The organism is Pseudomonas shahriarae, from assembly GCF_014268455.2.
GTDB classification, from domain to species: Bacteria; Pseudomonadota; Gammaproteobacteria; order Pseudomonadales; family Pseudomonadaceae; genus Aquipseudomonas; species Aquipseudomonas shahriarae.
In genome coordinates, this window is sequence record NZ_CP077085.1 from 1,873,829 (window position 1) to 1,886,840 (window position 13,012).

14 protein-coding genes are annotated in these 13,012 nt (G+C 60.8%); all 14 read left to right on the plus strand.

The features are described 5' to 3' along the window. Window positions 1–952: 952 nt before the first annotated feature. Window positions 953–1,255 (plus strand): STAS domain-containing protein, encoded by a 303-nt coding sequence (locus HU773_RS08400; RefSeq protein WP_057438807.1) that lies wholly within the window; start codon window positions 953–955, stop codon window positions 1,253–1,255. Beyond that, window positions 1,252–2,964, plus strand: coding sequence for an ATP-binding SpoIIE family protein phosphatase (locus tag HU773_RS08405; protein ID WP_057960241.1), 1,713 nt, complete (start codon window positions 1,252–1,254; stop codon window positions 2,962–2,964). The genes HU773_RS08400 and HU773_RS08405 overlap by 4 nt, the downstream gene beginning before the upstream one ends. Window positions 2,965–2,994: 30 nt before the next feature. Next, window positions 2,995–3,336 carry an Hpt domain-containing protein gene (locus tag HU773_RS08410; RefSeq protein ID WP_057438808.1) on the plus strand — a complete coding sequence of 114 codons (342 nt, stop codon included), beginning with the start codon at window positions 2,995–2,997 and terminating at the stop codon, window positions 3,334–3,336. 90 nt (window positions 3,337–3,426) lie between these two features. Further along, window positions 3,427–4,734, plus strand: coding sequence for a flagellar hook-length control protein FliK (locus tag HU773_RS08415; protein ID WP_186625961.1), 1,308 nt, complete (start codon window positions 3,427–3,429; stop codon window positions 4,732–4,734). A gap of 214 nt (window positions 4,735–4,948) precedes the next feature. Then, entirely contained in the window at window positions 4,949–5,458 is a 510-nt protein-coding gene (gene fliL / locus HU773_RS08420) for a flagellar basal body-associated protein FliL (RefSeq protein WP_186625962.1), read from the plus strand. A 9-nt stretch (window positions 5,459–5,467) separates the two neighbouring features. Further along, window positions 5,468–6,436, plus strand: coding sequence for a flagellar motor switch protein FliM (fliM, locus tag HU773_RS08425; protein ID WP_029292532.1), 969 nt, complete (start codon window positions 5,468–5,470; stop codon window positions 6,434–6,436). 43 nt (window positions 6,437–6,479) lie between these two features. Then, the gene (gene fliN, locus HU773_RS08430; RefSeq protein ID WP_057438810.1) at window positions 6,480–6,947 is read left to right on the plus strand and encodes a flagellar motor switch protein FliN; all 468 of its coding nucleotides are present in this window, start codon (window positions 6,480–6,482) and stop codon (window positions 6,945–6,947) included. Window position 6,948: 1 nt separating this feature from the next. Continuing rightward, window positions 6,949–7,383 (plus strand): flagellar biosynthetic protein FliO, encoded by a 435-nt coding sequence (gene fliO, locus HU773_RS08435; protein ID WP_057438811.1) that lies wholly within the window; start codon window positions 6,949–6,951, stop codon window positions 7,381–7,383. Next, window positions 7,383–8,126, plus strand: coding sequence for a flagellar type III secretion system pore protein FliP (fliP, locus tag HU773_RS08440; protein WP_057438812.1), 744 nt, complete (start codon window positions 7,383–7,385; stop codon window positions 8,124–8,126). The genes fliO and fliP overlap by 1 nt, the downstream gene beginning before the upstream one ends. Before the next feature lie 3 nt (window positions 8,127–8,129). Then, the gene (fliQ, locus tag HU773_RS08445) at window positions 8,130–8,399 is read left to right on the plus strand and encodes a flagellar biosynthesis protein FliQ (protein ID WP_034099472.1); all 270 of its coding nucleotides are present in this window, start codon (window positions 8,130–8,132) and stop codon (window positions 8,397–8,399) included. Between the two features lie 4 nt (window positions 8,400–8,403). Beyond that, a complete protein-coding gene (gene fliR / locus HU773_RS08450; protein ID WP_057438813.1) occupies window positions 8,404–9,189 on the plus strand; it encodes a flagellar biosynthetic protein FliR in 786 nt (261 codons plus the stop codon). A 3-nt stretch (window positions 9,190–9,192) separates the two neighbouring features. Next, a complete protein-coding gene (flhB, locus tag HU773_RS08455; RefSeq protein ID WP_057960238.1) occupies window positions 9,193–10,329 on the plus strand; it encodes a flagellar biosynthesis protein FlhB in 1,137 nt (378 codons plus the stop codon). A 213-nt stretch (window positions 10,330–10,542) separates the two neighbouring features. Next, window positions 10,543–10,746 (plus strand): cold-shock protein, encoded by a 204-nt coding sequence (locus HU773_RS08460; RefSeq protein ID WP_186625963.1) that lies wholly within the window; start codon window positions 10,543–10,545, stop codon window positions 10,744–10,746. A 144-nt stretch (window positions 10,747–10,890) separates the two neighbouring features. Further along, entirely contained in the window at window positions 10,891–13,005 is a 2,115-nt protein-coding gene (gene flhA / locus HU773_RS08465; RefSeq protein WP_178118157.1) for a flagellar biosynthesis protein FlhA, read from the plus strand. The last annotated feature ends 7 nt before the right edge of the window (window positions 13,006–13,012 follow it).

Below are 13,012 nucleotides of genomic sequence, written 5' to 3' on the forward strand. Positions count from 1 at the left end.
GAGCGCGAAAGTAACCAAAGCGCTTTTGCCCCACCACTCGGTGCCTCGCCTAGGCTCGGCATGCCCGCAGTCAGGCATTGCTCCGTGGGCCCGCCGCGATCGGCCATCCATGGCCGTGTCGCGGCTACCCCGGCATCCATGCCGGGGTGCCCACTGCGCAATACCTGCCTGCGGCCAGCGTGGTTTAACGGGGCGCCTGAGATCAAAAGCCAGATCAAAAGCAGAGCAACAGCAACAGCAACAGCAATGCCAGAGCGCGAAGCTGCATTCCCCCCTGTGGGAGCTGGCTTGTCGGATCGCCGCATCGCTGCGATGACGCCCGAAAGAACACATCAGAGTGTCAGGTATTCATTTGTCATCGTTAACGACCATCGCAGGCAAGCCAGCTCCCACAGGGTACGCGCACGCTTCGACGATCAGGTCGGCTGTCAGGCCGCCTCGCTTTGCTTGTGATTTTGATCTGAGGCGCCCCGTTAAACCACGCTGGCCGTCATCCGATATTGATTTGGGGGGTAACCCGGCAGGACGCCGGGTTAGCCGCGCTGGGCCATGGATGGCCCATCGCGGCGGCCCCCCAAATCAATGTCGGATGACGGGCACACCGAGCCTAGGCGAGGTGCCGAGTGGTGGGGCAAGAGCCCTTTTGGTTACTTTTGGCTGGGCCGGCACTCCGGGCTCTTTTCCAAAAGTGACCCGCCGTAAGGGCGGAACCCTAAGTGGCCGTAACCGCACCAATGGATATGTACTCACACCCAATAACTAAAAAAAAGCGAGTCGTGTAGATACTCATGCTGCGATATCGGCGGATCCGTCGCTCATTTTTTCTGATAAGCCGCTATCGCAGGCAAGCCCACACCACACAAGCGCACCGCACATTTGATTGCGTTTGTTGCCCACTCTCCGATCACCTGCTAAACCTTGTTGCACATACCCACGACAAGGAAGCAGTCGTATGTCAGTCGAGTCAGAAGTATCCCTGGATGGGAAGAAATTGACGATCGCAATCAAGGGCCGGTTCGATTTCGGCAGTCATCAATCCTTTCGTGATTCCTATGAGCGGTTCTACAAGGTTCCCGAAACCTACGTCGTGGACTTGAAAGAGGCCACTTACCTCGACAGCTCGGCCCTGGGCATGTTGCTGCTGTTGCGTGATCACGCTGGTGATGACGCGGATGTGCGCGTGATCAACAGCAACTCCGATGTGCGCAAGATCCTCGCTATTTCCAACTTCGACAAACTGTTCGACATCAGTTGAGTGCCCAGGCTCTGGACATCCTCACGGTACTGATCGCCGAGGACAGCGCTGCCGACCGGCTGCTACTGTCGAGCATCGTGCGCCGCCAGGGGCATCGGGTGCTCAGTGCCAGTAATGGCCAGGAAGCGGTCGAGGTGTTCGCCCGTGAGCGTCCGCAACTGGTGTTGATGGATGCGCTGATGCCGGTGATGGACGGCTTCGAGGCGGCCCGGCAGATCAAGCAGTTGGCCGGCGAAGCACTGGTGCCGATCATTTTTCTCACCTCCCTGCAAGAGAGCGAAGCCCTGGCGCGCTGCCTGGATGCCGGTGGCGATGACTTCCTGGCCAAGCCCTATAACCAGATCATCCTGGCCGCAAAGATCAACGCCATGGACCGCCTGCGCCGGTTGCAGGCCACCGTGCTTGAGCAGCGCGACCAGATCGCCCGTCACCATGACTACCTGCTGCATGAGCAACGGGTGGCCAAGGCGGTGTTCGACAAGGTCGCCCACTCTGGTTGCCTGAACGCGGCGCACAATATCCGTTACCTGCAATCGCCTTATGCGCTGTTCAATGGCGACCTGCTGCTGGCGGCCTATGCGCCGTCGGGCGATATGCATGTGCTGCTGGGCGACTTCACCGGGCATGGCTTGCCGGCGGCGGTCGGCGCGATGCCCCTGGCCGAGGTGTTCTACGGCATGACCGCCAAGGGCTATGGCCTGGCGCAGACCCTGCGGGAGATGAACGCCAAGCTCAAGCGCATCCTGCCGGTGGATATGTTCTGTTGTGCCACGCTGTTGTGTCTCAGTGAGCAGCGGCGGGTGGTGGAGGTATGGAACGGCGGCATGCCTGATGGCTATGTGCATGAAGTGGCCACGGGGCGGCGTACGCCGCTGGTGTCGCGGCATTTACCCCTGGGCGTGCTGGCGCCCGAGGTCTTTGACGACCGCACCGAGGTCTGGCCCATGGCCTTGGGCGACCGGGTGTTCTTGCTGTCCGATGGGGTGATTGATACCGCCGATGCCAACGACCAGTTGTTTGGGGTCGAGCGCCTGCAACGGGTGTTTGCCGCCAACCGTGAGCCTGAGCAACTGTTTGTTGAAATCGAACAGGCGCTTGCCGCATTCCGAGGGCAGGTGCGGGACGATATCAGCTTGGTCGAAATCACCCTGCTGGCCGAGCAATCGCTGTTGGCGCCACCTCTGCAGTACACCGACAGCGGCCAGTCCTGTCCGCTGGACTGGTCGGTGAGCTTCGAGTTTCGTGCCGAGACCCTCAAGCGTTACAACCCATTGCCATACCTGTTGCAGTTACTCCTGGAAATACATGGCCTGCGCGGCCAGAGCGGGGCGCTGTACAGTGTCATGGCCGAGTTGTACTCCAATGCCCTGGAGCATGGCGTGCTGGGCCTGGACTCCCGACTCAAACGCGATGTGCAGGGCTTTGCCAGCTATTATCGCCAGCGCAATGAGCGGCTCGACCAGTTGAACAGCGGCCACGTGCGTGTGCATGTGAACGTGGTTCCAACCGAGGCGGGTGGTTGCCTGAGCCTGCGTATCGAAGACAGCGGCGCCGGGTTCGATGTCGAAACAGTCCTGGCGCGGCCGTTGGATATCGACCGTCTGTCCGGGCGCGGGCTGAACCTGGTCCGGCAACTGAGCAGCAATGTACGTTGGACAGATGGCGGGCGCAGTGTGTGCGTGGAGTTTTGCTGGGAGGCTCTGGCATAATCCGTCGATTCTTGATCAAGGAGCGAACAAGTGACGCAGATACATATGGACCCTGAAGTGTTGGTGGGTTTGCAGGAAGTGATGGAGGGTGAATACCCCCACTTGCTCGACACCTTCCTCGATGACTCGCAAAAGCGCGTTGAAGCGTTGCGCAAGGCGCGCGATGACGCCAAGGCCCTGGGGCGTATCGCCCACAGCTTCAAGGGCAGCAGCGGCAACCTCGGTGCGGTGCGCCTGGCGCTGTTGTGCCAGCGATTGGAGGCTGAGTCGGCCAAGGAAGAGGTTACCGACCTGGGCAAACTGGTCGACCAGATTGATCACGAGTTTGCGTTGGTCAAGCCGCTGTATGAGTCGGAGCGCCAGCGCTTCTAGGCTCGGCAGGCCCGCCCTGAAAATCTGGCCCGACTTTTGCTATCTATCTTCTGCCTGCGCCCTCGACCCTGCGCAGCGGAGACCTGACTTATGCCTCTAGCCCCCAACTCGCTCCTGCAAGCCGCTCCTGCGGTCAAGCCCCAGGCGTCCTCCGCGAATGCGCAGGCAACGGCCGCAGACACGCGGGCCAAAGCGCCAGGCTTTGCACAGGTGTTCGCCAAGGAGTCCAAGGCGACCCCGGCCAAGGCTGCGGATATGGCACCCAAGCCGAGCCATGACAAGCCAGCCAGCACCAGCGCCAAGAAAGATGTTGGCAACGACAAGCCTGCCGCTGGCGCTCCAGCGGTTGCCGATAGCGGCAAGACTTTGCCTGCCACGCCGCCCGCCAAGGCCGACGCGGCAGCCCCCGGCGATGACGACAAAGGTGCGGACAAGGATCTGGCGCAAACCCCGCCGCCAGCGGTCGATCCGGCTTCGGTCGCGGCGGTGACACCCGCTCCGGTAGCGGTCCAGGCCGCTGTAGCGGATGACGCCACCGCGCCGTTGCTGGTGACTACCCCTGCGGTCGCTGAAGAGGTCGTGCCTTTCGACCCCGAAGCCGATCCACTGGACTCATTGCCAGCCGTGCGCCTGGCGATGGAGCAGGGCGGTCATGTGTCTGCCAGCAGCCAGGCAGCGCAAAAGAACCTGCCGACCCAGGCTGAACCCACCGCCGCGCAGAACTTCAGCAACGGCCTGGCGGCCATGGTTGACCAGCAGGCGGCCAAGGACAGCACTGACCAGGGTGGCGAGAAGGCTTTCAGCGGCCTGATCGAAGATGGCCTCAAGGACTTGAAGGGCGCGAGCAGTGACACTCGCGTCGATGACTTCGCCAATCGTCTGGCCGCCTTGACCCAGGCTGCCACCCCCAAGACCACCAACGCCTTGCCCCTGAATAACCAGCCGCTGGCCATGCATCAGGGTGGCTGGACCGAGGAGGTGGTGAACCGGGTCATGTACCTGTCCAGCGCCAACCTCAAATCTGCCGATATCCAATTGCAGCCGGCCGAACTGGGACGCCTGGATATCCGCGTGAATATCACTGCCGACCAGCAGGCCCAAGTGAACTTCATGAGCGGCCATGCCGCCGTGCGCGAGGCCCTGGAGAGCCAGTCCGGGCGCCTGCGGGAAATGTTCGCCCAGCAGGGCATGGGCCAGGTCGACGTGAACGTGTCCGACCAGTCCCGTGGCTGGCAGGGCCAGGGTCAGGAGCAACAGCAGAACCAGGCGCGAGGTGTCAGTGGCAGTGGCGGTCACAGCGATGGGCATGACGCAGGCCTTGCGGGCGAAGTCACTGAAGTGGCGGCACCGATAGCCCAATCCGTCATCGGCTCCAGCGCCGTGGACTACTACGCCTGACCTGAGGTCAACACCGATCAAAATGTGGGAGCGGGCTTGCTCGCGATAGCGGTATGTCAGTTACCTAGTTGCTGACTGATCTAGCGCTATCGCGAGCAAGCCCGCTCCCACATTGGTTTTGCGCTGTTGCTGAAATCCGTGACAACTCTGGCATAACACTTGCTCTTGCCTTCCCGTGGATCTATGAAACCCCGAATAGTGACGGATTATTGGCATGGCGAAGAGTGACGACGCAGCGACAGCAACAGTACCTGCAGCAGGCAAGGGCAAGCTCAAGATGATCCTGCTGATTGTCGTGGGCTTGTTATTGGCCATTGGCGTGTCGGTGGGGGCTACCTGGTACTTTATGCACAGTGCCCAGAGCAAGCCGGTACCTGTGGCCGAGACCGCCAGCAACGTCAAGCAACCGGCAATCTTCGAGCAGATGCTCCCGGCCTTTGTTGCCAACTACAACCAGAACGGTCGGCAACGCTACCTGCAGGTGAGCATTACCTTGCAGGCGCGCAACCAGGCGGACATGGATGCCCTCAAGGTGCATATGCCGGTGATCCGCAACAACCTGGTGATGCTGTTCTCCGGGCAGAGCTTCGACAGCCTGGCCACCCCCGTGGGCCAGGAAATGCTGCGCCAGAAAGTCACTGCCAGCGTGCAGGAAGTGGCCCAGAAAGAACTGGGCAAAGTCGTGGTCGAGCAGGCGCTCTTCACTAATTTCGTATTGCAGTAGGATCACGACATGGCCGTGCAAGACCTGCTGTCCCAGGATGAAATCGACGCGCTGTTGCATGGTGTCGACGATGGTCTGGTACAGACCGAAATGGCTGCCGAGCCCGGCAGCGTCAAAAGTTATGACCTGACCAGCCAGGATCGCATCGTCCGCGGACGCATGCCGACCCTGGAAATGATCAACGAACGTTTTGCCCGCTACACCCGTATCAGCATGTTCAACATGCTGCGCCGCTCGGCGGACGTGGCGGTGGGCGGTGTGCAGGTGATGAAGTTTGGCGAGTACGTGCATTCGCTGTACGTGCCCACCAGCCTCAACCTGGTCAAGATCAAGCCCCTGCGTGGCACCGCGCTGTTCATCCTCGACGCCAAGCTGGTGTTCAAGCTGGTGGACAACTTCTTCGGCGGTGACGGCCGTCACGCCAAGATTGAAGGCCGTGAATTCACGCCTACCGAGTTGCGTGTGGTGCGCATGGTGCTGGAACAGGCCTTTATCGACCTGAAGGAAGCCTGGCAGGCGATCATGGAAGTCAATTTCGAGTACATCAACTCGGAAGTGAACCCGGCCATGGCCAACATCGTCGGGCCCAGCGAAGCCATCGTGGTCTCCACCTTCCATATCGAACTCGATGGCGGCGGCGGCGACCTGCACGTGACCATGCCGTACTCGATGATCGAGCCGGTGCGCGAGATGCTCGATGCGGGCTTCCAGTCTGACCTGGACGACCAGGACGAGCGCTGGGTCAAGGCCCTGCGCGAAGACTTGCTGGACGTTGACGTACCGCTGAGCGCCACCGTGGCGCGCCGCCAGCTGCGCCTGCGGGACATTTTGCATATGCAGCCGGGGGATGTGATTCCCGTCGAACTGCCAGACGAATTGATTATGCGCGCCAATGGCGTGCCGTCGTTCAAGGTCAAGCTCGGTTCCCACAAAGGGAACCTGGCGTTGCAAGTGGTTGAGCCGATCAACCGTCGCTGATGCATCCCCTAATTGATGATTTTTGCTGCGCCGAGGACATGTAATGGCTACCGAACACGAAAACACTTCCGCCGAAGACCAGGCCCTGGCTGACGAATGGGCGGCTGCCCTGGAAGAAACCGGCGATGCCAGCCAGGACGATATCGACGCCTTGCTGGCGGCCGATGCCGCCACCCCGCCAGTGGGCAATCGCCTGCCTATGGAAGAGTTTGGCAGCGTGCCGAAGAACCATGAGCCGGTCTCGCTGGATGGGCCCAACCTGGACGTGATCCTCGATATCCCGGTATCGATCTCCATGGAAGTGGGCAGCACCGAAATCAATATCCGTAACCTGCTGCAACTCAACCAGGGGTCGGTGATCGAACTCGACCGCCTGGCCGGCGAGCCGCTGGATGTGCTGGTCAACGGCACGCTGATCGCCCATGGCGAAGTGGTGGTGGTCAACGAGAAGTTCGGCATCCGCCTGACGGACGTGATCAGCCCCAGCGAACGTATCAAGAAGCTGCGCTGAGATGAGTCGCCGGTGGTTGGGACTGTTGTGGGCGTTGCCGCTGGCCGTGATGGCGGCTGAACCGGTGGCCCAGGTCGCCGCGCCGGCCGCCGGCAGCAGCGTGACTGGGCAATTGACTCAGTTGGTGCTGGGCCTGTTGCTGGTGGTGGGGTTGATCTTTTTCCTCGCCTGGCTGTTGCGCCGGGTGCAGCGCATTGGTCCGGGCAATGCCCAGGTCATCGAACTGGTGGGATCGCGGGCCCTGGGGCCGCGTGATCGCCTGGTGCTGGTGCAGGTGGGCGAAGAGCAGATCCTGCTCGGTCTCACCCCCGGCCGGATTACCCCGTTGCACGTGCTCAAGCATCCCGTGAGCGTGGCCCAGACCGAGGCCGCCACACCGGAGTTCGCCCAGCGCCTGATGGAGCTGATGGGCAAGGACCAGAAGGATAAGAAGTAATGCGCGTTCTATTGGCGCTCATGCTGTTACTGGCAGCGCCCCTGGCGTTCGGCGCCGACCCGTTGTCGATCCCGGCGATCACCCTGGGCACCAATGCGGCCGGGGCCCAGGAGTATTCGGTCAGCCTGCAGATCCTGCTGATCATGACGGCGCTGAGTTTTATCCCGGCCTTCGTCATGCTCATGACCAGTTTCACCCGGATCATCATCGTGTTCTCGATCCTGCGCCAGGCCCTGGGCCTGCAGCAGACCCCATCGAACCAGATCCTTACCGGCATGGCGCTGTTTCTGACGCTGTTTATCATGGCGCCGGTATTCGACAAGGTGAACCAGCAAGCCCTGCAACCCTACCTGGCGGAGAAAATGACCGCCCAGGACGCGGTGGAAAAGGCCCAAGGCCCGATCAAGGACTTTATGCTGTCCCAGACCCGCTCCAGCGACCTGGAACTGTTTGTGCGCCTGTCCAAGCGCACCGATATCGCCAGCCCGGATCAGGCGCCCTTGACCATCCTGGTACCGGCGTTCGTCACCTCGGAGCTCAAGACGGCATTCCAGATCGGTTTCATGATCTTTATCCCGTTCCTGATCATCGACCTGGTGGTGGCCAGTGTGCTGATGGCCATGGGTATGATGATGCTGTCGCCGCTGATTATCTCGTTGCCGTTCAAGATCATGCTGTTTGTACTGGTGGATGGGTGGGCGCTGATTATCGGCACCCTGGCAGGCAGTTTTGGCGGGGTTTAGCGCATGACACCTGAAGTCGCAGTCGACCTGTTCCGTGAAGCCCTGTGGCTGACCACCGTGATGGTCGCCGTGCTGGTGGTGCCCAGCCTGTTGGTGGGCCTGCTGGTGGCGATGTTCCAGGCGGCGACCCAGATCAACGAACAGACCTTGAGCTTCCTTCCGCGCCTGTTGGTGATGCTGGTCACCCTGATCGTGGCCGGCCCCTGGCTGGTGCAGAGTTTCATGGAATACATCCTGCAGTTGTACGGCAGTATTCCGCAGTTGATTGGCTGACCCGATGCAGTCCTTGCTGGCGTTGACCGACACTCAGATCAGCACCTGGGTGGCCTCGTTTATCCTGCCGATGTTTCGCGTGGGCGCCTTGTTGATGACCATGCCGGTGTTCGGGACCACCCTGGTGCCCAAGCGCATACGGCTGTTTTTCACGGTGGCGATTACCGTGGTCATCGTGCCGGTACTGCCACCGATGCCGCCGGTCAATGCCCTGGACCTCAGTGCGCTGCTGCTGATCGCCGAACAGATTCTGATCGGCGCCTTGATGGGGTTCTCCCTGACCCTGTTTTTCCAGTCCTTCGTGATTGCCGGGCAAATCGTCTCGATCCAGATGGGCATGGGCTTTGCGTCCATGGTCGACCCTACCAACGGCGTGTCGGTGGCAGTGATCGGGCAGTTCCTGACCATGCTGGTGACCCTGCTGTTTTTGGCCATGAACGGCCATCTGGTGGCCTTTGAAATCCTTACCGAGAGTTTCACCACTTTACCGGTGGGCGAGGGCTTGATCGTCAACCACTTCTGGGAAGTGGTCGGGCGCCTCAGTTGGGTGCTGGGCGCGGCGTTGTTGCTGGTATTGCCGGCGATCACCGCGCTGCTGGTGGTCAACATCGCCTTTGGGGTGATGACCCGCGCCGCGCCGCAACTGAACATCTTCGCCATTGGTTTCCCGCTGACCCTGGTGTTGGGCATGGGGATTTTCTGGATCGGCCTGGCCGACATTCTCAATCAGTATCAACCGCTGGCCAGTGACGCCTTGCAGTTTTTACGTGATCTGGCACGGGCGCGCTGAGCCATGGCCGAGAGCGAGAGTGGTCAGGACAAAACAGAAGACCCCACGGAGAAACGTAAAAAAGACTCCAGGGAAAAGGGCGAGATCGCCCGTTCCAAAGAGCTCAATACCCTGGCGGTGATGCTCGCCGGGGCCGGTGGCCTGCTGATCTACGGCGGCGGCCTGGCCCAGGACCTGATGGAGATCATGAAGCACAATTTCTCCCTGCCCAGGGATGTGCTGCTGGACCCACGCGCCATGGGCATCTACCTGCTGCACTCGGGGAAAATCGCGATCCTGGCCGCGCAGCCGGTGCTGATCACGTTGTTGCTGGCGGCAATCATCGGGCCGATCTCCCTGGGGGGCTGGCTGTTTGCGGCTGGCAGCCTGGCGCCCAAATTCAGCCGGATGAACCCCGGGGCCGGGATCAAGCGTATGTTCTCCGCCAAGGCGCTGGTGGAGTTGCTCAAGGCCCTGGCGAAGTTCTTTATCATCCTGTTTGTGGCGCTGGTGGTGTTGGAGTCCGATATCGACGACTTGCTGCGCATCGCCCATGAGCCACTGGAACTGGCAATCATCCACAGCGTGCAACTGGTGGGCTGGAGTGCGTTGTGGATGGCATGTGGCCTGATCCTGATTGCTGCAGTGGATGCGCCGATCCAGCTGTGGGAAAGCCACAAGAAACTGCTGATGACCAAGCAGGAAGTGCGCGACGAGCATAAGGATCAGGAAGGCAAACCGGAAGTGAAGCAGCGGATTCGCCAGCTGCAGCGCGAAATGTCCCAGCGCAAGATGATGGCCTCGGTGCCCGACGCCGACGTGGTCATCACCAACCCGACCCACTACGCCGTGGCGCTCAAGTACGACGCGGAGAAGGGCGGCGCGCCGCTGCTGCTGGCCAAGGGCAGCGACTTCACTGCCTTGAAAATCCGCGAAATCGCCCAGGCCAATGACATCTTGCTGCTGGAATCGCCGGCGCTGGCGCGTTCGATCTTCTACTCCACTGACCTCGACCACGAGATCCCGGCCGGGTTGTACCTGGCGGTGGCCCAGGTGTTGGCCTACGTGTATCAGATCCGCCAATACCGTGCCGGCAAGGGCAAACGTCCGGACCCGCTCAAGGACTTGCCGATTCCGCCGGATTTGCGTCGCGATTCTTGAGTCTTCTGCTGCCTCTTCCGGCGCCATCGCGGGCAAGCCCGGCTCCCACATTTGATCGCATTCCAGTGTGGGAGCCGGGCTTGCCCGCGATGGCGTCGGAACAGATGCTTGCCGTTCGTCCAACTCCCTTCCGACCTGTCAACTTTGACAGTAGCCAGCCCCCGTGCAGGGCGCTTTGATAGACCGGGAACATGCGGATTCGGGAGAAGGGCAATGGCAACTGGCACAGTGAAGTGGTTTACCGATTCAAAGGGCTTTGGATTCATCACGCAAGACGCCGGAGGAGAGGACCTGTTTGTGCACTTCTCGGACATTCAAAGCGGCGGCATCAAGTCGCTGGTGGAGGGCCAGAAGGTGGAATATGAAGTCGTAGAGGGTCCGAAAGGCAAGCAGGCATCAAACGTGCGTCCACTCTGATGATCGTTCCCACGCTCCTGCGTGGGAACGATCTCGTCCCTGAAGCAAAAGTTGGAAGGCTTCTTGCAATACCGCCTTCAGGACGCCTCTCGGCGTCAAAAGTTTGCTTCAAGGTGACGAGGAATACCGGTGGATCGCTCTAATATGCTCAGCACAGCCCGTGGCACCCTGACGGACCTCTCGCGAGGCAATCTGGGTGTGCCGCTGTTGCTGTTGGTCATGCTGGCAATGATGATGTTGCCGATACCGCCGTTCCTGCTGGACGTGTTCTTCACCTTCAACATTGCCTTGTCCATCGTCGTGCTGCTGGTTTGCGTGTACGCCCTGCGGCCTTTGGATTTTGCGGTCTTTCCCACCATTTTGCTGGTTGCCACGCTGCTGCGCCTGGCCCTTAACGTGGCCTCTACGCGGGTGGTGATGCTGAACGGCCAGGACGGCCACGCCGCCGCCGGTAAGGTGATCCAGGCTTTCGGCGAGGTGGTGATCGGCGGTAACTACGTGGTCGGTGTCGTGGTGTTTGCGATCCTGATGATCATCAACTTCGTGGTAGTGACCAAGGGCGCCGGGCGGATTTCCGAGGTGAGCGCGCGTTTTACCCTCGACGCCATGCCCGGCAAGCAAATGGCGATCGACGCCGATCTCAACGCCGGGCTGATCGACCAGAACCAGGCCAAGGCCCGCCGCTCGGAAGTGGCCCAGGAAGCCGAGTTCTATGGCTCCATGGACGGTGCCAGCAAGTTCGTGCGCGGCGACGCGATTGCCGGCCTGCTGATTCTGTTTATCAACCTGATCGGCGGCATCGCGGTCGGTATCTTCCAGCACGGCATGACCTTCGGCGATGCAGGTAAGGTGTACGCCTTGCTGACCATTGGTGACGGTTTGGTGGCGCAATTGCCATCACTGTTGTTATCTACAGCTGCGGCGATCATGGTGACCCGTGCGTCCGGCTCCGAAGACATGGGCAAGCAGATCAACCGCCAGATGTTCGCTTCGCCCAAGGCTCTGGCCGTGGCGGCCGGCATCATGGCGATCATGGGCATTGTGCCGGGCATGCCGCACTTCTCCTTCCTGACCATGGCCGCCCTGGCCGCCGGCGGGGCGTACCTGTTCTGGAAGAAGCAAAACATCATCAAGGTCCAGGCCTTGAAAGAGGTGGAGCGCCAGCAGGATCTGCTGCCGTCGCCGGCCCGCGCCCAGGAAACCAAGGAGTTGGGCTGGGATGACGTGACCCCCATCGACATGATCGGCCTGGAAGTCGGCTACCGTCTGATTCCCCTGGTGGACCGTAACCAGGGCGGCCAGTTGCTGGCGCGGATCAAGGGCGTGCGCAAGAAGCTGTCCCAGGACCTGGGTTTTTTGATGCCCACCGTGCATATCCGCGACAACCTCGACCTGGCCCCCAGCGCCTACCGCCTGACGCTGATGGGCGTGACCCTGGCCGAAGCCGAGATCTACCCCGACCGCGAACTGGCGATCAACCCCGGCCAGGTATTCGGCTCCCTCAGCGGCATAACCGCCAAAGATCCGGCTTTTGGCCTGGACGCGGTGTGGATCGAAGTCAGCCAGCGTAGCCAGGCACAGTCCCTGGGTTACACCGTGGTCGACGCCAGCACCGTGGTCGCCACGCACCTCAACCAGATTCTGTACAAGCACTCCCACGAGCTGATTGGTCACGAAGAAGTCCAGCAACTCATGCAATTGCTGGCCAAAGCCTCGCCTAAGCTGGCTGAAGAGCTGGTGCCGGGGGTATTGTCGCTGTCGCAACTGCTCAAGGTGTTGCAAGCGCTGTTGGCCGAACAGGTGCCGGTGCGGGACATTCGCAGCATTGCCGAGGCTGTCGCCAACAATGCCGCCAAGAGTCAAGATACTGCCGCGCTGGTAGCGGCGGTGCGCGTCGGATTGTCGCGTGCAATCGTCCAAAGCATTGTAGGGCTTGACTCTGAGCTGCCTGTAATCACCTTGGAGCCAAGGTTGGAACAAATATTGCTCAATAGTATCCAGAAGGCAGGGCAAGGCCAGGAAGAGGGCGTTCTGCTGGAGCCAAGCATGGCTGAAAAGCTGCAGCGTTCGTTGATCGACGCCGCACAGCGTCAGGAAATGCAGGGCCAACCGGTGATTCTGCTGGTGGCAGGCCCCGTCCGAGCGATGTTGTCGCGGTTTGGACGCCTGGCAGTACCGAATTTGCACGTTTTGGCTTACCAGGAAATTCCTGACAATAAGCAAGTGACTATCGTCGCGACAGTAGGGCCCAACGGCTGAGGTAGTG